We start from the raw sequence: 19,510 nt of genomic DNA on the forward strand, positions 1-19,510 counted from the left end.
GACGCATGGACACCGTGTTTCGCGCCGTTTCCGATCCCAGCCGCCGCGCCATCCTCGACCTGTTGAGCGAGGGCGAGCGCACGGTCAACGATCTCCTCGCCCACTTCCGCTTCAGCCAGCCCGCCCTCTCCAAGCACCTCAAGGTGTTGCGTGAGGCCGGCCTGGTCGAGGCCCGCTCCGCCGGCCGCCAACGGCACTACTCGCTGCAAGCCGAAGGCCTGCGCTCGGTGGCCGACTGGGTGGCGCACTACGAACGCTTCTGGAACGAGCGCCTGGACGCCCTCGGCGCCGTGCTCGACGAGGAAGCCGCGCCATGAGCACGGGAGGAGGCGTATGCCGCGTCGACCGCTTCTACCCGCACCCGCCCGAGGCCGTCTGGCGCGCACTCACTACGCCGGAGCTGCTCGCGCGCTGGCTGATGCCCAACGACTTTGCGCCGGTGATAGGCCATCGCTTCACCTTCCGCACGGAGCCCGGCCCCGGCTTCGACGGCGTCGTGCACTGCGAAGTGCTCGAGCTAGACGCCCCCAGCACCCTGGCCTTCTCCTGGCGCGGCGGCCCCCTCGACACGCACGTGCGCTTCACGCTCGCGCCCGAAGGCGACGGCACCCGCCTGCACATGGAGCACTCCGGCTTCCGCGGCCTCAAGGCGCGCCTCGTGCAACGGATTCTGCAGATCGGCAATCGCACGCTCTACGGCAAGCGACTGCCCGCCCTGCTCGACGACACCGCCGGCCCCACGCCGACCGATCAGGCCTGCATGGAGAGCGAACAAGGCCTTTGGGTTCGCATCCTGCGCCTATTCTCTAGTGGGCCGTTTGGTAAATAAGGTAGCGCTCAGCGAGCGGGACTGGCGTCAGGGCAAGGCGGGCGAGCGCAGGCATAGCAGCGCTATGGCTGCGCTTGACCAACACCGCCATGGCGTCAGTCCCGCTCGCTGAGCGCTACCTTATTTACCAAACGGCCCACTAGGAGACGATGATGAGTGAGACGACCGAGGAACGCGTCATGACCCTGCACCCCCAAGGCAAGCAGGGGGTGAACATCGAAAAGACCAAGTACGACGGCATGCGCGCGGCACTGCTGCGGGTCATCCCCAAGGACGACGAGGGCGTCGCCTTCGGTGATCTCAAGACCCTGGTGGAGCCTCACCTCGATCGGCAGGTGTTCACCGCCGACGTGTCCCGAGGCTGGTACGTCACCACGGTGAAGCAAGATCTGGAGGCGCGCGGCGAGATCGTTCAGGTGCCGCGGTCACGCCCGCAGCGGTTGCGTCGCAGCTGACCGGTGGAGAGCCCACCGGGTCGACGTGATCCCGGCGAGCGGTGGTGGGTATGCCTACTGGCGTTGCTTGTGCCTGGTCGACTGCGAGCTGGTCGAGCGCTTGGGCTGAGCCCGACTACTGCTACTGCTCGACGAACGCGGCTTAGCGCGCGGCGCGGACCGGCTCGAGGAGGACGAGGCCTTCGGCTTCGAGCGTGAGGAAGAGGACGCGCTGGCGCTGCGACTCGACGACGCACTACGGCTCGACGACGCACTACGGCTCGACGACGCACTGCGACTCGACGACGCACTACGACGGGACGACGACCGCGCCTCCTCCCGCGTCGACCGCTGCGGCCGCGCATCACGCTCCACCGCCGTCGACCGCGACGACGTCAGCGTCGACGACGCCCGCTGCGGCTTCACCTCACGCGGCACCCGCACGGTCTGCGGCTTCGACTCACGCGTCGTTGACGACCGCGCAGACCGCGAGCTCGCCGTGGCCGACGCGGTCCGCGGCACCGTGCGCAAGCGCGGGACGTCCGGATCACGCTCACCGCGCACGCTGAAGCGCTCCACGCCACCATCACGCGTATCGCTGTCGTAGCGGCGGGTATTCACGGTGCGCGCCGGCGTGGGTGCACGGGTCGGCGAAATCGCCCGCGACGGCGGCGGCACCGCATCGCGCACCTCACGACTGCGGTCACGGCCGCGCGGACGATCCCCGTAGCGCGGCCCCGGCCGCCAACGGTTGGCGCCCGGATTCACGATCACCGGCTGTACCACCACCGGCGCGGCCACGATCGGCGTGCGGTAGAAGGGCGACGCGTAGCGGTAGCCGTAGAACGGGTGGGTGAGGTGATAGCGATCATGCACGAACAGGCTCGATGCGCCCCAGCCGATACTGAACCAGCTGGTCACGCCCCAGAAACGTGACGATGAGAAACGATAGCTCGCGGGGTATGGGTAGTAGTAGATCGGGCACGGCCGCGGGTAGTAGCGGAACACGCGCGTGGGCTGGCGCTGATACACCACCACCTGGTTCGGCTCGTAGTCGGGCACGTAGAGCACCTCATCATCCACCGGCTCCACCGTGATGATGTCGTCCTCCACGTTCACCAGCTGGTGCTGATCCGAGCGCAGGTTACCGGCGTCGTAGGCGCGCAGGCGGAACTGCTCCACGGCGTCCAGCACGTCCTCGCGCTGGTGCACCACGGCGTCACCCAAACGCCAGGTGGCGTCGAGGTCCTGGTCCATCAGCTCGATCACGTCGGGGTAGTTCAGCAGCGCCACGATGGCGTCGTCCCAGTGCGCAGGCACGTCGGCCTGTGCGCCGAGGTCCACGTTTTCCAGGAAGCGCTTCGCCTCCACCAATTGTAACGGGTAGGTGGACGCGGGAAGGACGATCGCGAGGAGATCGTCGGGGTACAGGGCGTAGGGGCCGACCAGCGTCTCCAGCTCGGCGAAGGAATAGCCGCGGACGGCGCGATCGTTCGCGTCCTGGCGGTCCGAAGGCACGCGCGCGTCGGCATCCACCCAGACGGTATCGACCTCGTCGCCGTAGGTCGGCGGCGGATGATCGACGATCACCTCCTGGGCGAGGACGGGGCTCAGGGTCGCGAGGGCGCCCAAGCACACGGCCGTGGCCTCGCGTAAACGTTGAGGTATCTGCATTTGCCCTCCCTTGCGGGGCAGTCGGGGTAGCTTGGGGACAGCATAGGCGCGTGATTCTGAACACCGCCTGAACTGGCGGTCACCTGCCCCTGAACGGTTCGGTCCTGGGGCGTCGGATACGCCGAGATAGGCGATAATTCACGCCGAAACCACCCATCTATCGCACATTTCGGGAGATCTCGATGCGTTTTACGGCCCTCGCCGCGCCCGCTCTCGCCGCCTGCCTGAGCACCGCCGCCGCCCTCGCCGACGACGACGTGATGGCGGGCGCCTGGGACGCCGCCACGGCGGCGCCCGTCCTCGAGAAGACGCTCTACCTGCACCTGGACTACGACGCCGCCGGCTACACGGAAGCCGAGCGCGCCGCCGCCCAGCAACTCATCGAGGCGGGCCATCGCTTGCATACCCTGTACCTGGAGCAACGTCACCCGCAGGGCCGTGCCGCGGAAGCGGCGGTGGCGAGCGAGGGGACGCCCGCCTATCTGCGCGACCTGTTCCGCGTCATGAAGGGCCCCATCGCCACTACCTTAAGCAACGAGCGCCAGCCCTTCCTGGCCGTGTCCGCGGAGGCCAAGGGCAAGAACGTCTACAGCCAAGGCCTCGATCGCGCCACGCTCGACAGCTACTTCGAGGCCAACCCGGGCGAACGGGACGACCTACTCCACCTGCGCGCCGTGGTGCAGGCCGCCACCCCGGAGAACCGGCAGGCAGCCCTCGATACCCTCGACCGCTACCCGGCGCTCGACACGCTCCACCCCGGCCTGCGCCTCACCGTGCAGACCGCCGAGAACTACTTCCCCCTGCCCTACTCGGTGGCCTACGCAAAGGACATCTTCTACGTCTACCAACGCCTGCACGCCGCCGCGTCCCTGATCGCCGCGGAGGACCCGGCCTTCGCCCGCTACCTGCGCCTTCGCGCCCGCGATCTGCTCGCCGACGACTACGACGGCGGCGACGCCTCGTGGGTGACGGGCGACTTCAAGGGCAACCTCAACGCCCAGATCGGCGCCTACGAGACCTACGACGACGCCCTCTACGGCGTGAAGAGCTTCTTCTCCCTCTCCCTCCTGCAGCGCGATCGCGCCAAGAGCGACGAGCTAGCAGAAGCGATCGGTGACATCCAGGCGATCGAGAACGCCCTGCCCTACGACGCCCACAAGCAGGTGCGATCCAGAATCCCCGTCGGCGTCTACCGCGTGGTCGCCGACTTCGGCCAGTCCCGCGGCACCAACACGGCCACGATCCTGCCCAACGAAGGCCACCTCTCGCGCCAATACGGGCGCACGATCCTGATCCGCGCCAACATCCTGCGCAATGAGCAGCTCTTCGCCGAATCGCGCAAGGCCTTCCTCGCCGCCACCGCGCCGGCCCACCACGACGACCTCGACATCGACGGCAACTTCTACCGCACCCTCTGGCACGAGATCGGCCACTACCTAGGGCCCGACCAGACCCGCGGCGGCGGCGATATCGACGCCGCTCTGCAGGATGCGGCCGACCTCTTCGAGGAGATGAAGTCCGACCTAGTGTCCCTCTTCGCCGCCCCTCGCCTCGCCGAGACCGGCTACCACTCCCCGCAACGCCTGCGCTCGATCTACGCCGGCGGCATCCGCCGCGTGCTGCAGAAGAACCGGCCACGGCGGGATCAGGCCTACGGCACGATGCAGCTCATCCAATGGAACTGGTTCCTCGATCAGGGCCTGCTGCGCTTCGAGGACGGACAGCTCGCCATCGACTACGCGCGCTACCCGCAAGCCGTCTCGTCGCTGCTCGAAGAGGTGCTCGCCATCCAGTACGTGGGCGATCGCGACGCGGCCAACGCCTTCGTCGACCGCTGGACCGCCTGGGACGAGGAACTCCACGGCGTGATCGCCGAGCGTATGCGCGCCGCCGAGGGCGCCCGCTTCCGCCTGGTCACCTACGGCGCCCTCGGTGAGACACCGCGATCGTCGAAGTAAAGGTCGTTGCAACCGTGGTCAATGGCGAAAGTCGCCTTGCCTCAAGGCTTGCGCCCTGACCCCAGCGAGCCTTCGTGTACACTCCGCCGCTATGCAGCAGACACGTCAACGAGTCCATCGCGCACGCCGCTCATGGGCCCTGAACGCCTTCCCGTTGCGTGCGATCGGCGCAGCGGTGGTGGGCGTGATGTGGGTGACCGGTGCGTCGGCACAGCCGGGGAGCGGCGCAGCGACACCCGTCATCGCGGCCGACGTGGAGCGCGCACCGACCGCCGCTGAGGTGCCCCTCACGGGCACGGTGCTGGCCCGTCGCGTCTCGCAGATCTCCGCCGAGCTGGCCGGCTACGTCGCCTCCCTCGCCGTCGACGTCGGCGACGAAGTGGCCGCCGGCGATGCGATCGCCCAGCTCGACGCCACGATTGCCCTGACCAATCTGCAGGCCGCCCAAGCCACGGTCGCCCAGTCTGAAACGGCCCTTGCCGATGCCGAACGGCGCCGCGATGAAGCGCGCGAGTTGCTGGCTAAGAGCAACGTGGCCGAGAGCCAGTACGAGTCCCTCGTCGCCGAGGTGGACCAGGCCGGCGCCGTCCTCGCCCGCAACCAGGCGGCCCTCGCCCTGCGCGAAGCGCTGCTCTCGCGCCATCGCATCGCGGCGCCCTTTGCCGGCGTGGTCGCCACGCGCAGCACGGAGGCCGGCGAGTGGCTGCAGCCGGGCGCGACGGTGGTGGAGCTGCAGGAGTTGGACGTGGTGCGGGTCCGCGTGGACGTACCGCAGGCCCTGTACCCGCGCGTGGCCGTCGGCACCAACGCCGAAGTCACCTTCGACGCCTACCCGAACGAGCCCTGGCGTGCCGCCGTGAGCATTCGCGTGCCGGTGGCGAGCGCGTCCAGCCGCGCCTTCCCGGTGCTGCTCGAACTCGACAACCGGGACCGTCGCCTCACGCCGGGCATGTCCGCCCGCGTGTCCCTGCAGGTCACCGGTGAGCGCCGCGGCGAAACCCTCGCCGTGCCCCGCGACGCCGTCGCCCGCGGGCCGGACGGCGTGACGCGCGTGTGGGTCATCCGCGGGGGCAACAACGGCAATCGCACGGTGGAGCCGGTGGCCGTGCGCTTAGGGCGCAGCTTCGACGCGCTGGTGGAGATCGTCGGCGGGGATCCCCTGCAGGCCGGCGAGCAGGTGGTGATCCGCGGCAACGAGACCCTGCGCGCGGGGCAGTCCGTGCGCCTCGTCAACACGCCGTCGGGCAGCAGCTAGCACAGCTAATCGTTCGACTAACCGGCCAGGAGGGTCGCCGCTCGTGTTCCAGTTTCTCCTGCGCAACCCCATCCTGGTGGCGGTCGGCACACTCCTCGCCTGCCTGTTCGGTGTGCTCGCCCTGGTGCGGGTGCCGATCCAGCTGATCCCCGACCTCGACGTGCGCGTCATCTCCATCGTCACCGGCTGGCCCGGCGCGACGCCCCAGGACGTGGAGCGCGAGATCCTCATCGAGCAGGAGGACTACCTGCGCGGCATCACGGGCATCGAGCGCATGATCTCCCGCGCCTCCATGGGCCGCGCCGAGATCGAACTCGAACTCGCCCGCGGCACGGACCTCAACGAGGCCCTGATCCAGGTCAACAACAGCCTCTCCCAGGTGCCGTCTTACCCCGAGAACGTGGACGAGCCGCGCATCGTCGCCGACGCCTACTCCAACAGCCCCTTCATCTTCGTCGGCATCACCACCCTGCCGGGCAACCCCTTCGGCCTCGACCTCTACTCCATGCGCGACTACCTCGACGACAACGTGCGCCCGCGCCTGGAGCGCGTGGCCGGCGTCGCCGAGGCCGAGCTGCGCGGCGGCGCCGAGCGCCAGATCCACATCCGCGTCGATCCCGCCCGCCTGGCCGAGCGCGGCATCAGCCTCGCCGCCCTGCGCACGGCAATCCGCAACCGCAACCGCGACACCTCCGGCGGCGACCTCGACGCCGGCAAGGCACGCTACCTGATCCGCACGATAGGTCGCTTCGAGACCCTGAACGACATCGAGGACATGATCGTCGCCCAGCGCAACGGCGCCCCGGTCTACCTGCGCGACGTGGCCACCGTCTCCCTCGACCAGTCCGAGCTGCGCTACGTCAACCGCGTCGACACCCTGCCCGTGCTCAGCATGGCCGTGCGCCGCATCCCCGGCGCCAACGTGGTGGGCGTGCGCAACGCCGTGCGCGACCAGCTCGAGCGCCTCAACGAGGGCTACCTCGGCAGCATCGGCCTGCAGGCGCGCATCGTCACCGAGGATGCGCGCTACGTGGAGGACGCGGTGGTGAACGTGCGCAGCAACCTCGCCCTCGGCGGCGTGCTGGCGACGCTCGTGTTGTTCGTCTTCCTGCGCTCGATCGGCGCGACGCTGGTCGGCGCCATCGGCATCCCCGTGTGTACCCTGGCCGCCTTCATCGGTCTGCTGCTCACAGGCCGCACGGTGAACGTGATCTCTCTGGCCGGCGTGGCCTTCGCCATCGGCATGACCCTCGACAACTCCATCGTGGTGCTGGAGAACATCGCCCGCCACCTGTCGCGGGGGCAGGATCGCCTGCAGGCCGTGCTGGAGGGGGTGAGCGAGGTGTGGCGCGCCGTCCTCGCCTCCACCCTCACCACGGTGTTCGTGTTCCTGCCGGTGCTGTTCATCCGCGAGGAGGCGGGGCAGCTCTACTCGGACATTGCCGTCGCCATCTCCAGCTCCATCCTCATGTCGATGCTGGTGGCCATCGCCGTCGTGCCGTCCGCCGCCAAGGCGCTCAGCTTCCGCCCGACGCAAGCGCCCGACGATGCGGGCGAAGGGCGCACGAAGGGGCTCACGGCCATGGTGTTGGCCAACGCGCGCTGGGTCGCCGACCGCCCCATGCGTCAGCTAACGCTGGTGATCGCCCTGCTTGCCACCACCGGCGCGGTGCTCGCCTTCCTCACGCCCCAGGCCGAGTACCTGCCCGAGGGCGAGGAGAAGAAGGCCTTCGCGCGCCTCTTCCCGCCGCCCGGCACCAACCTCGAAGAGATCCGCGCGGTGATGGACGAGATCGGCGATGAGCTCAAACCGCACCTGGGCCGCGACCCCGGCGAGTTCGATCGCGGCGAGATGGACTACCCGGCGATGGACTACATGTTCCAGTTCGCCCGCCAGACCGGCGTCACCTTCGTCATCGAAACCACCCGCCGCCAGGACATGGGCGCCCTGATCGAGAAGCTCACGGCGCGCTTCGAGCAGGTGCCGGGCATGAACGGCTTCGTCAGCCGCGGCTCGATCTTCGCCGGCAACGAGGGCGGCACGCGCAGCATCAACGTCGACATCACGGGCCCCGATCTCGCCGGCCTCTACGACGCGGCCCTCGCCTTGTTCAACGGCGCCAAGAATGAGTTCCGCCAGCCACAGGTGCGCGCCGAACCCTCAGGGCTCACGCTGGGCCAACCGGTGCTGGAAGTGCACCCGGACTGGACCCGCGCCGCGGAGCTCGGCTTCAGCGCGCCCGAACTCGGCTACGCCGTGTGGGCGCTCACGGACGGCGCCTTCGTCGACGAGTTCTTCCTCGACGACGACAAGATCGACATGTACCTCTACGGCACCCAGGGCACGGTGCGCCAACCCCAGGACCTCGCCGACATCCTCGTGTTCGCCCCCGTGGGCGCCGTGGTGCCCTTGAACGCCATCGCCCAGGTGCGCGAGACGCGCAGCACCGACGTGATCCGCCGCGTGGACGGCTTCCGCACGGTCACGGTGTCGATCGTGCCGCCGCGGGAGGTGCCGCTGGAGGGTGCCGTCGCGCGCGTAGAGGAAAAGCTGATCCCCGCCTTGCGGGCCGAAGGGCTCATCGCCAGCAACGTGGACATGCGCCTCTCCGGCGCCAGCGATCGCCTCGCCGCCACCCAGCGTGCCCTCGCCAGCAACTTCGCCATCTCCGCCCTGATCGCCTACCTGCTGCTGGTGGCTATCCTGCGCCACTGGGGCTTCCCCCTGGTGATCATGCTGGTGGTGCCGATCGGCATCTCCGGCGGCATCGTCGGGCTCTGGCTATTGAATCAATTCGGTGCCGCGCTGCCGCTCGTGGGGCTGGAGGGCTTCGCTCAGCCCTTCGACATGATCACCATGCTCGGCTTCCTGATCCTCATGGGCACGGTGGTCAACAACCCCATCCTCATCGTGGAGAAGACCATGAGCGGGGTGCAATCGGGGCTCGCGCCACGCCAAGCGATCCTCGAGGCCACGCACTCGCGCCTGCGCGCCGTGATGATGTCGACGATCACCACCGTGATCGGCATCTCACCGCTGGTGTTCATCCCCGGCGCCGGTTCGGAGCTCTACCGCGGCGTGGGCGCCGTGGTGCTCTTCGGCCTGCTGTCCTCGGCCGTGATCACGCTGTTCTTCCTGCCCGCGGTGCTCGGGCTCGTGTACGGCGTCGCGGGTCGCTTGCGCCCCGCCGCGGCGGGGGCGGCGGTGCCTAGCCCAGGTAGCGGCGCCGCCTGGTCGCCGGCAGATCCGCCAGCGAAACACTGAGCAGCAGGCCCGGTGTCGCCGCGAAGGTCTCGTCCACGGCCACGGCGTGGAAGCGGGCATTCAGGGCCACGTAGTGGCGCAGCAGCACCGGCACGCCCTTGCCGTCCGGTTCGCGGGCGGCGATGAGGGCGTTCAGCGTGGTGAGGTCCAGCGGGTGCTCGCGGCGGAACTGATGCCATTCCGGCGGCAGCACGTTCGCCAGGGGCACGCGAGCGGACACCCCCTCCGGCGCATCGATCAGCACATCACACATCATGGCGATCGAGACCGGATCGTACCGACGGGTCAGTGACACCGTGCCGTACATGAGCTCGTAGCGAGGGTGGGCCTTGAGGTAGCCGCCGATGCCACGCCAGAGCAGGTCCAGCGCGTAGCGACTGCGCTGGAACTCGGGCACCACGAAGGAGCGGCCGAGTTCGATCGCCGGTGCCCGCGAGGCGATGAAGGTGTCATCGAAGGCAAATACGCGACTTAGGTACGTCCCGCCGTCCGCAGCCAGGGTCTCGCGGCAAGCGATACGATAGGCGCCGACCAGGGCCTGGGCCTTCGTGTTCCAGCAGAACAGATGCGTCACGCGGTCATCGAAGTGATCCGTATCGACCGGCTCACCGCTGCCCTCGTCTTCGATGCGATAGGTGCGCTCGCGCTCACGGGTGATCTGCGCCACCAGCGTCGGCAGCTGCGCCGCGCGGCCGTAGGCGACGATGCAATCGTGCGCCTTCAGCAGACGCTGGTCGGCCGGCAGCGCGGCGATCTCCCGCTCGATCGCGGTCGGCGATTGTCCAGGTGCCAAAGGCGCTTCCTTTACCGCTGCAGGCCCAGGGCAGCTTGGCGCGGCGAGGGCCGCGCTCTCCACCTGCAGGTAATGCGTGAGCCCGGCGCCGTCGAGGCGATCGAGGTCGCGCGCTGCGATCGGCTGGCCCGCGCGCAGCTCGATGGTCTGCCCGGCCTTGTTCATCAACTCCCGTGCGAGCATCAGCAGGCGGAAGCGATACCAGAGGCTGCCGAGGCCGTAGAAGAGCCGGCTGTTCTTGCCCATGAAGCGCATGGGCAGCACCTGCGCATCGGTACGGCGCGCCAGACGGCCCAGGGCGGTGTTCCACGAACTGTCCGCGATGTAGCCAAGTTCTGGTTGGTAGAAGGAGGTGCGACCGGCCGGAAATATGAGCAGCAGGCCACCGTCGTTGAGGTGATCGAGGCAGGCGCGCAGACCCTTGCGGTTGGCGGGATCGCCGGGCGCGAGGGGGTTCACGTAGATGGAGAGGGGCGCGAGCTCGGAGAACACGCGCAGCGCCGTGTTCGCCATGATCTTCACGTCCGGGCGCAGGGCCGTGAGCAGTCGCACCAGCACCAGCCCCTCGATGCCGCCGTGGGGATGGTTGGAGGCCACGATCACCGGGCCCTCGCGCGGCACGCGCTGAGCGAGCCCATCGCCGCCCTCGATCGTCACGCCGAGCGCATCGAGGGCCCGATCCGCAAAGGTGGTGGGCGACAAGCCGTAGAGGCGATGATCCTGACAGAAGCGGTCGATGGCCTGGATACCCAACAGGCGATCCAGCACCGGCGCGAAGGTGCTCAGGCGTCGACCGAGCTGCGTCGAACGGTTGGCCACGGTGCGCACGGAGATGCGCTGGGGCAGATGGGCGTTGGCGCTCATGACATCTCACCCGCCGCCGCCGTCTCTTCGCACTCGCGGTCGCCGCGAGACAGGGCCATGGCGTAGGCCACCGCGTAGGCGGAGCCGAAGATCCAACTCGGCAACACCGTCAGCCAGAGTTCGGCGGTGCCGGCGAGCAGGTGGATGCCCACGGAAGAGACGACGAGCAAGACCACGCTCCCAATCACGCAGCGGGCGAAGCGCACGCGCCGCGGCTGGCGCCCGCGGTAGAGCAGCTCCACCACGGAGGTGAGCGCGAGCGTCACCGACGCGCTGTAGGCCCCCTGCGTGAGGGCGGCCATCAGCTGAGCGCTGGGGGAGTGCATGCGGTTCGCCCACCAGGCCCAGGCGGCGTAGAAAGTGAAGGCGACGGCGGCCGCGACGAGCGAGCGCACAATGGGGGAGTGCTGCAACTGCACGATGTTCGATTCACACCTTGGCGGCTGGCGAAGCGTGGCGCGGCGGCTGGCCGCTGCGGACACTAGCCCGACACGCATTGGATCGCTACCCCCTGGAGTCGTTCCAAGCACGTGGCATTCACGTTTCCTCGGCAAACGGTGAACTCTCGAAGGCCGTGGGGGTACCTACGAGGGGCGGCCGTGCCCACACGACTTGTCAGGCCCGTGGGGCGACGTAACATCGGATTATCGCGTTAGCTCCAGCGAGGCGTGGCGCGGTTTGCGCAGACCACGCGTGAGGGAGCCTGCCAGCCCCCAGCGCTGTAGCTCAAAGGACCCGAAGGATCACCCGGCGTGAGCACCCCGACCGACGAGGCCCCCCGCCCCGACATCTTCCTGAGCTACAAGCGCGAGGAACGCCGCGAGGCCGGTCGCGTGGCGCAGGCGCTCGAGCAGGTGGGCTGGGACGTGTGGTGGGACCCGGAGCTGCGCGGCGGCGAGCGCTTCGACGACGTGATCGGCAACGCGCTCGCGCGCAGCCGCTGCGTGGTGGTGCTGTGGTCGCGGGCGGCGGTCGAGTCGCGCTACATCCGCGATGAGGCGTCCTTCGGCCTCAAGGAGCGCAAGCTCGTGCCCCTGTGCCTCGATGATTGCGAGCTGCCGTTTCGGTTTCAGGGCTTGCACACGCTCGATTTCTCGCGCTGGTCCGGCAAGGCGGACGCGCCCGAGTTCACTCTCCTGCGACGCGACCTCGAGGATCGTATCGGCGCGCCTGGTAGCGGCGGGGCGCACACCCAGGACCCACAGGTAGTGGACCCTCCACCACCCAAACGCCACCTAGCGTTGATCATCGCCGGCGCGAGTGCCGCACTGCTGGCCGTGGTCATCGCCTGGGTGGGCATCGGCGGCGATACGCCGACGGGCGAATGCGTCCTACGTCTTACGGTCTCCGTCGACGGTCCGCGCACCTCACCGCGCGAGCTAGAGCCACGCGCACTGGAGGTAACCAATGATGCGGATCGTGTCCGCCCCCTATCCCTGCAGCGTGACCCACAGACCAGTGCCCGGGTGGCCACCACCAGCTTCGACCGACGCAAGCTGACCACGTGGCGCGTCGTTTTGAGGTGGCATGACGGCACCCAATCTCAGTTTCCAGTACGCACAGGCTGCGAGAGCGGCGAGGAAGTCTCCGACGATGGACTGGCAAGACTACGCATCACCACGCTCTAGGCGCGTGCCGCCGCTAGGGAGGTTGCTCGCCACGTGCGCGTTCCTAGGCCCCTGGTTCAGCGCCCACGCCGTCGAAGCCCTGCTCGCCGGCGACCTCACCAACGCGGCCACCGGCCAACCCGTGGTGGGCGCCACGCTCACGGTGAGCTTCGAAGACGAACGTTGGCAGGTGGCCAGCGACGAGCAAGGCCAGTTCAGCGCAAACCTAGACTTGCCCGGCGGACAACGCCTGCACATCGTGCAGATCAGCGCCGAGCACCCGAACTTCGCAGCCAAGACGCTGGAAGTGGCGATCGTGGACGGCGCGCCGGAAGAGCCGATCACGCGCCTGGACCTGTTCCCCGCCGCGCTCGCCGAGTGCTTGCTGAAGAAGGATAACCTGGTGGTGGTGGGCTTTTTTCGCTCGCCCCTCGGCGAGGACATCCCGGACCTCCCGGACCGCCTCGCGGAGGCGCTGCAGTTCGATCTGCTCACGGTAATGCAGCAACTGCACCTGCCGCCCGCCCTGCAACCCGTCTTCGCTCCTTGCCGCGATGCCAAGCCGCGGGTGGTCACCCAGGCCGGCACCCTGGCGCGTGCGCTGCGGGCCCATGCGGTGGTGCACGGAGACGTTAGCCGCAGCACTGGCGACTTCCTGGTCCGCTCCCACGTGAGCGACGCCTACGATATCGCGTCGCCCCCCATCACCACGCAGAACCCGGCGGTCGATCTGGCGAACCCCAGCGCCGCGCAATTGAACCCCCAGACCTACGGTGCGGTGCTCATGGCGGTGGCCGCCGGCATCGCCAACCGACGTGACTGCCCCGGCGCCCGCACGGTGATCGCCGCGGCCGAAGCCCTCGGTGAAGACGTGTCCGCCCTGAGCACCCTGATGGAAGGCAACTGCGGGGCGAGCGAATGAACATCCTGCGGAATCTGTCACCACCCCGTCTGACCTGCACAGTCGTGGCGTTCGTGATGGTAACCCTGTTGACCGCCTTGCCCAGTCACGCCATCGGCGACGTCTCTCTGGAGGAGGAGCTCAGCCGCCTCGAGGAGATTCGATCGCTGATCGCGGACATCGAAGCCGCGCATAGCGATGAAGACCTGAGCGAGCTGCAACGACGCCTGGACAAGTTGGATCGACAGCTCGACCGCGCGGGCAACAGCACGTCGCGCCGCCAAACACGCCAGCTAGCCAATGCGGATGTGGCACTGGATGCGCTCGCCGCCGATGCCCGCGCCTTGAAGGACGAACTTACCCTCTACTTCCCGCAGGCACGCAACCGCGTCGCCGTGTTCACCCTCGATGACCCTGACGGCCTGGGCGTGGGCGACGACCTGAGCTACCTGCTCTCTCGCGAGCTCTTGTTCACGGCACGCGCGCGGTCCTTCGCCGTGGTCAACTTCCAGCAGGGCGTGGCCCCCGCTCGCTCCGGCGACCTCGGGTATTTCGATAAGGTCGAGCGGCTCACGCGTGATCAGGACTACTCGATCGCGCTGTGGGGTCGGTTGGTCCGCGCGCGCGATGGCGTGCGCCTCAGCCTATTCGCCCAGGCCTTTCCCACCCTCGATGAGCGCGTGCGCTTCGCACACCGCGTCGACATGCCGACATCGCGCGGCAACCAATGGCTCACGGCTGAGCTGACGCACGATCGCTTCAAGCTCCTCGACGTGGTCTTGCCCCACTCCTTCGTCGACCGCCTGCCCGCCCTCGCCGAGGAGGTCCGCACCCTCCGCGCCAGGGCCAATCTCAGCGCCCGACGCGTCGGCCGACTCACCGGGGACGCCCCCCACTACATCGCCGAGGCGGCGGGCGATTGGGTGCGCATGCAGGAGCGCGGCGGCGACAGCGGTTGGACCTCGGTGCGCGCACCGTGCCGCGGTGAGTGCGACGTGCTCCTAGACGCCATGACCTTTGCCAACGAGGTGGTGGCCGCTGGGGCGGGGCTCGCGCCGCGCGCACCGGCGCCGTCCCTGAGCACGGACACCAAGATCGTGTTCGAAGAACTCTCCGCGCTGCACGCCCTCTCGCGGGAGGACTACGCCACCGCGCGAACTTACGCGGCGAACAACGACGCGCCGGCGAGCCAGACCGCCGGCCTTACCAACATGGCCACGATCGCTCAGCTCGCCGAGCGCCTGCGCACCGACAGCACGGTGGATACGCCGACCCTGATCGCGCAAGCGGATACTTTAGCTAAGCTGCGCACCTACGCGCCCGAGGCGAGCCGCAATCTGCGGGTGCTCGCCGATGCCGTGCCGCCGAGCGTTGGCGACCCCCAGTCGGTGACGTGGAAGGCGACCACCGAACGTCAGGCTTTCCTCGCCCAACGCAAGTGGGCCCTGGTGATCGGGGTCGGCGACTACGCCCACGCCGGTCCGCGTAAGCACTCGGAGGAGGATGCGCGACGCGTCGCCCAGGTGCTCCAGGACAGCGGCTACCGCACCGATCTGCTGATCAACCCCTCGCGACGCGAAGTCACCGCCGGGGTGCGCGCCCACGCCAGCGACGCGGAGGTAGTGGTGTTCGCCACGGGCTACGTGCGCATGGTGGATGATGCGCCCTCGCTGTTGCTGCCCTCCTACGATCCCTCCAGCGTCCGTGCTGCCGATGCCGTTCCCCTCGCCACCCTGATCACCGGCAACGGCCATCGCACCCTGGTCGTGGCCCCGCCGCTGGGGCCGACCCTGCGCGAGCGCCTGCCCCTCGATCAAGGCGACCTCCTGGTGAACGTCACCCCCCTCGACGCCCCGCGGGTCTCCATCGGGGCCGGCCCCTTCGCTTACTTCCTGAGCCGCAGCCTGCGCGCCCAGGGCAATCGCGGCGGCGGCCACGACGGCCTGGTGACCCTGCAGGACCTCGCCGAGCAGATGAACGCCGACGCGTCTCGCCTGGGGGTGCCCCTCGAGGCCATGGCGCTGGTGGGCAACGGCCGCGCCTCGACGGCGACGGGACTACTCGCTACCCCTCGCAACGTTCGCACCCGCGCCACGGGGGCGGCCAGCGACTAGGGAACGAGACTATCGAGTGCTCTAGGCGCCTGTGGCGAGAAGTGCCTTCGCTGCCGACAGTGCTCGCCGCTCCCGCATCCACCGCCAGAGATCGAAGGCGATGGCCGGCGCCAGCCACCAGGGCAACCCGTGCAGGGAGGCCTGGCGACCGCCAGGCAGCGGTATCGACACCGAGGCGGCCCACCACATTAGCCCTGTCAGGAGCAGGTAGACGCCGAGGTTGAGCACGATCGTGTAGTGACGTAGACGTATCGCCCGATACTGGGCTTGCAAGTATGCGCGGGGCGTAGCGAGGGCATCGCGGTGCAGGCGGAGGAGCGCCGGGTCGGCTACCACCGTCGCTAGCGTCGCTACCAGAGCCAAACCCGCGAGGAAGGCAAAGCTCACCCAGCTGAATGCCACCACCGTAGCGTAGGCCCACAGGGCATAGATCAGAGCGGTGGACACCTTCGACAGCCACCAGTGGGCATATCGCCAGCGATCGAGCATGGCGAAGCGCCGGGCAAGACCCCCCACATCGTGCCCCTCCATCGGCTCACCGCGAGCGTGCCAACGATCCGCGAGCGGTTGCCATTCCTCCATCATTTTCCAGTGCTCTCCACGCAACGGGTGAGCTGCAGGCGGGAGCGGCGCAGTTTGACGGTCACCGTGTTCGCACGCTCGCCCAAGGCGTTGGCGATCTCCGTGTTGCCCAATCCCTCCAAGGCCAGCACGGCCACTCGCTGGAGCGTCGGCGCGAGACGCGCCAGGCACCGTTGCAGCAGCGATCGACGTTGATCAGCATCCACTTGCTCCAGCGCGGACGGCGCTTCATCGGCGAGACGCTCCAGCGCCTCGTCCCCACTGCCTTTGGGCTGTCGGGCAGCCACGCACACGTGGGTGGCTGCCCGGTTCTGGGCGATGCGCGCGACGTAGGCTCTCAGGGTGTTCGGATCCTGCAACTTCGCGAGCGCACGCCAGACCGCCAGCAGGATGTCCTGCTCCAGCTGTTCCGCCAGAAAATCGTCCCGTTCGTAGGCACGGGCGATCCCCCTGATGAGCGGGAGGTGATCAGCGCACACGCGCTCGAAAAGCTGTTCTTGCGTCATGTTCTTCAGCGACTGTGCAGCGGCCGGGGATGGCCCTAGACCATCGAAGGCCGTCGGTGGGCTGAGTGCGAGGTCGGGGGCAGCCCCAGCGCCGCCACGGTCAAGGGAAGCAGAGGGAGCAGGATGAGGGACCCGGCCCATGCAGGGGAACGCCCCATGTCTCGCAATCGCTTCGTGGCGACGATCCACGTCGGGTACAGCCACAGGAGCGTCGCGATGGCCAGGGCCGACTGGCGCAACGGAGGACCGCCATGCGCCAAGGCCGTGGCGAGGAGATAGGCGTGGACCCCGTACACGAGCCAAGAGGCGAACCAATAGCGGGCGCGAGAGAGGGTTCCATTAGGGGAGAACAGATCGGCAAAGAATGCTCGCGAGGACAGGGGCTCTGCGGTGCAGCGTTCGATCAGGTAGTGGCCGATGCCAAGCCCGGCGGCGGTGGTGACACAGACATAGGTGGCCAAGGACTGTAATTCCATGGGAGGGCTTCTCCTGCAGGTGGTGGGTGGAAAGCAGACTTGCCTTGCAGTCCACGACCCTGTGGAAAAAGTGACAAGGGATTTTGCTATCGGCGACCAACACAAGAGTCAGGGCGTGCCTTCTGAACGCCAGATCAACAATAGAACAATGATCCAATTGATATTTAAAGAATATTTTTATACTAGATAATATTATTTAGTTTTGCTTCTCTACTACTGCCAGATCACCTACTGCCAGATCACCGAACCTCCGAGCAACGTTTGCCTTCCAGCCGTAGGCACGACGACTCCGGCTGCGGCGGTGGACAGGGTCCAAATAGCACCCATCCAACGCCTGCGGCACACTTGCCGCGATATTGATCGCACACGTCGCCTGCGCTTCGATTCCCCCCAGGGAGGGTCACCATGCACACCCACTCACCCCTCGGCGCGACATTGACCCGCGCCATCGCCGCTTTCCTCTCACTGATCGCCGCCGAGAGCCTGGCCCACGATGCCTCGGCCAGCCATACGGCCACCAGCGCGCCGCTCATCGACCGCGCCGGCGAGACGATCCCGGCCCACCTCATCGCGGCCGTCTGCGGCATGCCGGGTCGTACCGGGGACCAGGGCTTCGAGCGCCGCCTCGAACTGGCCGAGTTCCTCCTCGCCAAGGCCGAGCGAGCCGAAAGCGACCCAGCGCCCGCCCGCACGCCACTGCTCGAGGGCATGGGCGCCTACCATCGCGAGATCACCACCGACCAACCCCTCGCCCAACGCTACTTCGACCAAGGCCTGCTCCTCACCTACGCCTTCAATCACCCCGAAGCCGTCGCCTCCTTCCGCGAGGCGCGGCGTATCGATCCCGGGTGCGCCCTGTGCTGGTGGGGCGAGGCCTACGCCCTCGGCCCGAACATCAACGCCGCCATGGATCCCGAGGCCGCCACGCCAGCCATCGAGGCCCTGGCCCACGCCCAGGCAGCCGCGGACGGCGCCACCCCGGTCGAACGCGCCCTCATCGCGGCCATGAGCAGCCGCTACGACGACTCACCGCAAGCCGATCAGGGCGAACTCAACCAACGCTTCGCCAGGGCCATGGAGGAGGTCGCCGAACGCTTCCCCAAAGACGCCGACGTCCTCGCCATCTACGCCGATGCCCTGATGAACACCCAGCCCTGGGACTACTGGGAAGCCGACGGCAGAACCCTGCACCCCTCCCTCGAGGCGCTGGTGCCGACCCTCGAAGCCTCCCTCGCCCTCGACCCCGACAACCCGATGGCGATCCACCTCTACATCCACGCGGTGGAGGCCTCGAACCGCCCCGAGCTCGCCGCCCCCCACGCGGACAAGCTGGTGACGGCAGCACCGGGAGCCGGCCACCTCGTGCACATGCCCTCGCACCTCTACATTCGCTTAGGTCGCTTCCGCGACTCGATCAAGGTCAACCGCCTGGCGATGGTGGCCGATGAGGCCTACCTGGCGCAGAAGGACGAGGACACGCCCTACCGCTACACCTACTACCCCCACAACGTGCACTTCGTGCTCGAGTCGGCACGCCTGATCGGGGATCGTGCGAGCGCGTTGGCCGCGGCGGAGAAACTGGGCGGCCTCACCGACCTCGAGATGTCCCTCACCCTGCCCTGGGTGCAGCTGATGGACGCGGCACCGTACTTCGCCCACGCCCAATTCAGCGCGCCTGAGGACGTCCTCGCGTTGGCACCGCCGAACGAGTCGCTCGTATACGTGACCGGTGCCTGGCACTACGCGCGCGCCCACGCGCTCACCGCCCTGGGACGTCGGGATGAGGCACGCGCCGAAGTCGCGTCCATTCGCGAGATCGCACGGATGCACGATTGGGAGACCCTGCTCCCCGACACGCCGGGGGAGGCCCTGCTCAACCTCGCCGCGTATGTGATCGAGGGCCGCCTAATGCGTACGACAGGCAACCCAGAAGGAGCGATCGATGCCTACAGCAAAGCCGTCGCCCTGCAGGACGAACTGCCCTACCTGGAGCCGGCGATGTGGTACTACCCCGTGCGCCAGTCGCTCGGCGCGGCGTTGGTGGAGGCGCAGCGACCTGAGGAGGCGGTGGAGGTGTTCAAACGAGCGCTCGCACGAGACCCTGAGCAAGCCCTGATGCTCTTCGGTCTGGCCGAAGCCCTCGCGGCCGCCGGCATGACCGGAGAAAGCGCGAGGGTCACCACACGCTTCGCGCAACGGTGGGCGGGATCCACGGACAACACGCCGGTCCTCGCCGACTTGTAGCCGCAGGG

General features: G+C 68.2%; 16 protein-coding genes. 10 read left to right on the plus strand and 6 right to left on the minus strand.

The genetic code is table 11. The features are described from left to right. Positions 1-5 precede the first annotated feature (5 nt). From AAF184_05540 to AAF184_05550, 3 genes are all read left to right on the plus strand, one after another. Positions 6-317 carry a metalloregulator ArsR/SmtB family transcription factor gene (locus AAF184_05540; protein MEO0421776.1) on the plus strand — a complete coding sequence of 104 codons (312 nt, stop codon included), beginning with the start codon at positions 6-8 and terminating at the stop codon, positions 315-317. Next, positions 314-829 carry an SRPBCC domain-containing protein gene (locus tag AAF184_05545; GenBank protein ID MEO0421777.1) on the plus strand — a complete coding sequence of 172 codons (516 nt, stop codon included), beginning with the start codon at positions 314-316 and terminating at the stop codon, positions 827-829. The genes AAF184_05540 and AAF184_05545 overlap by 4 nt, the downstream gene beginning before the upstream one ends. Positions 830-981: 152 nt before the next feature. Further along, positions 982-1,284, plus strand: a complete 303-nt coding sequence (locus tag AAF184_05550; GenBank protein ID MEO0421778.1) for a hypothetical protein — start codon at positions 982-984, stop codon at positions 1,282-1,284. A gap of 54 nt (positions 1,285-1,338) precedes the next feature. On the opposite strand, the gene AAF184_05555 is transcribed toward AAF184_05550, so the two are convergent. Beyond that, positions 1,339-2,937, minus strand: a complete 1,599-nt coding sequence (locus tag AAF184_05555; GenBank protein MEO0421779.1) for a DUF3300 domain-containing protein — start codon at positions 2,935-2,937, stop codon at positions 1,339-1,341. Positions 2,938-3,119: 182 nt separating this feature from the next. On the opposite strand from AAF184_05555, the gene AAF184_05560 reads away from it, so the two are divergent. The 3 genes from AAF184_05560 to AAF184_05570 all read left to right on the plus strand — a co-directional run bounded on the left by AAF184_05560 (position 3,120) and on the right by AAF184_05570 (position 9,415). After that, positions 3,120-4,895, plus strand: coding sequence for an NUDIX hydrolase (locus tag AAF184_05560; protein MEO0421780.1), 1,776 nt, complete (start codon positions 3,120-3,122; stop codon positions 4,893-4,895). A gap of 154 nt (positions 4,896-5,049) precedes the next feature. Continuing rightward, complete coding sequence (locus tag AAF184_05565) at positions 5,050-6,150, plus strand: efflux RND transporter periplasmic adaptor subunit (GenBank protein ID MEO0421781.1); 1,101 nt, start codon at positions 5,050-5,052, stop codon at positions 6,148-6,150. A gap of 43 nt (positions 6,151-6,193) precedes the next feature. After that, positions 6,194-9,415 carry an efflux RND transporter permease subunit gene (locus AAF184_05570; protein MEO0421782.1) on the plus strand — a complete coding sequence of 1,074 codons (3,222 nt, stop codon included), beginning with the start codon at positions 6,194-6,196 and terminating at the stop codon, positions 9,413-9,415. Here AAF184_05570 and AAF184_05575 read toward each other — a convergent pair. Continuing rightward, entirely contained in the window at positions 9,360-11,072 is a 1,713-nt protein-coding gene (locus AAF184_05575) for a lysophospholipid acyltransferase family protein (GenBank protein ID MEO0421783.1), read from the minus strand. The two genes, AAF184_05570 and AAF184_05575, sit on opposite strands and share 56 nt — an antisense overlap. Continuing rightward, complete coding sequence (locus AAF184_05580) at positions 11,069-11,491, minus strand: hypothetical protein (GenBank protein MEO0421784.1); 423 nt, start codon at positions 11,489-11,491, stop codon at positions 11,069-11,071. The genes AAF184_05575 and AAF184_05580 overlap by 4 nt, the downstream gene beginning before the upstream one ends. 333 nt (positions 11,492-11,824) lie before the next feature. Between AAF184_05580 and AAF184_05585 the strand changes: the two genes are divergently transcribed. The 3 genes from AAF184_05585 to AAF184_05595 are packed head-to-tail and all read left to right on the plus strand — an operon-like array spanning position 11,825 to position 15,694. Continuing rightward, positions 11,825-12,700 carry a toll/interleukin-1 receptor domain-containing protein gene (locus AAF184_05585; GenBank protein ID MEO0421785.1) on the plus strand — a complete coding sequence of 292 codons (876 nt, stop codon included), beginning with the start codon at positions 11,825-11,827 and terminating at the stop codon, positions 12,698-12,700. Beyond that, positions 12,666-13,601, plus strand: a complete 936-nt coding sequence (locus AAF184_05590; protein MEO0421786.1) for a carboxypeptidase-like regulatory domain-containing protein — start codon at positions 12,666-12,668, stop codon at positions 13,599-13,601. Before AAF184_05585 ends, AAF184_05590 begins: the two co-directional genes overlap by 35 nt. Positions 13,602-13,657: 56 nt before the next feature. Next, complete coding sequence (locus AAF184_05595; GenBank protein MEO0421787.1) at positions 13,658-15,694, plus strand: caspase family protein; 2,037 nt, start codon at positions 13,658-13,660, stop codon at positions 15,692-15,694. 21 nt (positions 15,695-15,715) lie between these two features. Here AAF184_05595 and AAF184_05600 read toward each other — a convergent pair whose 3' ends face one another. Genes AAF184_05600 through AAF184_05610 form a run of 3 tightly spaced genes read right to left on the minus strand, consistent with a single transcriptional unit; the run spans position 15,716 to position 17,258 of the window. Then, positions 15,716-16,279: a hypothetical protein gene (locus AAF184_05600; protein ID MEO0421788.1), complete on the minus strand. Its 564-nt coding sequence runs from the start codon at positions 16,277-16,279 to the stop codon at positions 15,716-15,718. Beyond that, positions 16,276-16,782 carry a sigma-70 family RNA polymerase sigma factor gene (locus tag AAF184_05605; protein ID MEO0421789.1) on the minus strand — a complete coding sequence of 169 codons (507 nt, stop codon included), beginning with the start codon at positions 16,780-16,782 and terminating at the stop codon, positions 16,276-16,278. The genes AAF184_05600 and AAF184_05605 overlap by 4 nt, the downstream gene beginning before the upstream one ends. Before the next feature lie 35 nt (positions 16,783-16,817). Continuing rightward, the gene (locus tag AAF184_05610) at positions 16,818-17,258 is read right to left on the minus strand and encodes a DUF805 domain-containing protein (GenBank protein MEO0421790.1); all 441 of its coding nucleotides are present in this window, start codon (positions 17,256-17,258) and stop codon (positions 16,818-16,820) included. 405 nt (positions 17,259-17,663) lie between these two features. Here AAF184_05610 and AAF184_05615 point away from each other — a divergent pair, with 405 nt between their 5' ends. Further along, entirely contained in the window at positions 17,664-19,502 is a 1,839-nt protein-coding gene (locus AAF184_05615) for a tetratricopeptide repeat protein (GenBank protein MEO0421791.1), read from the plus strand. Positions 19,503-19,510 lie beyond the last annotated feature (8 nt).

Source organism: Pseudomonadota bacterium (assembly GCA_039815145.1).
Taxonomy (GTDB): domain Bacteria; phylum Pseudomonadota; class Gammaproteobacteria; order Steroidobacterales; family JBCBZW01; genus JBCBZW01.

Excerpts from the sequence above, each read along its gene's own strand:
- AAF184_05540 (MEO0421776.1), top strand. The coding sequence starts at position 6 with ATGGACACCGTGTTTCGCGCCGTTTCCGATCCCAGCCGCCGCGCCATC.
- AAF184_05545 (MEO0421777.1), top strand. The coding sequence starts at position 314 with ATGAGCACGGGAGGAGGCGTATGCCGCGTCGACCGCTTCTACCCGCAC.
- AAF184_05550 (MEO0421778.1), top strand. The coding sequence starts at position 982 with ATGAGTGAGACGACCGAGGAACGCGTCATGACCCTGCACCCCCAAGGC.
- AAF184_05555 (MEO0421779.1), bottom strand. The coding sequence starts at position 2,937 with ATGCAGATACCTCAACGTTTACGCGAGGCCACGGCCGTGTGCTTGGGC.
- AAF184_05560 (MEO0421780.1), top strand. The coding sequence starts at position 3,120 with ATGCGTTTTACGGCCCTCGCCGCGCCCGCTCTCGCCGCCTGCCTGAGC.
- AAF184_05575 (MEO0421783.1), bottom strand. The coding sequence starts at position 11,072 with ATGAGCGCCAACGCCCATCTGCCCCAGCGCATCTCCGTGCGCACCGTG.
- AAF184_05590 (MEO0421786.1), top strand. The coding sequence starts at position 12,666 with ATGGACTGGCAAGACTACGCATCACCACGCTCTAGGCGCGTGCCGCCG.
- AAF184_05595 (MEO0421787.1), top strand. The coding sequence starts at position 13,658 with ATGGTAACCCTGTTGACCGCCTTGCCCAGTCACGCCATCGGCGACGTC.
- AAF184_05600 (MEO0421788.1), bottom strand. The coding sequence starts at position 16,279 with ATGATGGAGGAATGGCAACCGCTCGCGGATCGTTGGCACGCTCGCGGT.
- AAF184_05605 (MEO0421789.1), bottom strand. The coding sequence starts at position 16,782 with ATGACGCAAGAACAGCTTTTCGAGCGCGTGTGCGCTGATCACCTCCCG.
- AAF184_05610 (MEO0421790.1), bottom strand. The coding sequence starts at position 17,258 with ATGGAATTACAGTCCTTGGCCACCTATGTCTGTGTCACCACCGCCGCC.
- AAF184_05615 (MEO0421791.1), top strand. The coding sequence starts at position 17,664 with ATGCACACCCACTCACCCCTCGGCGCGACATTGACCCGCGCCATCGCC.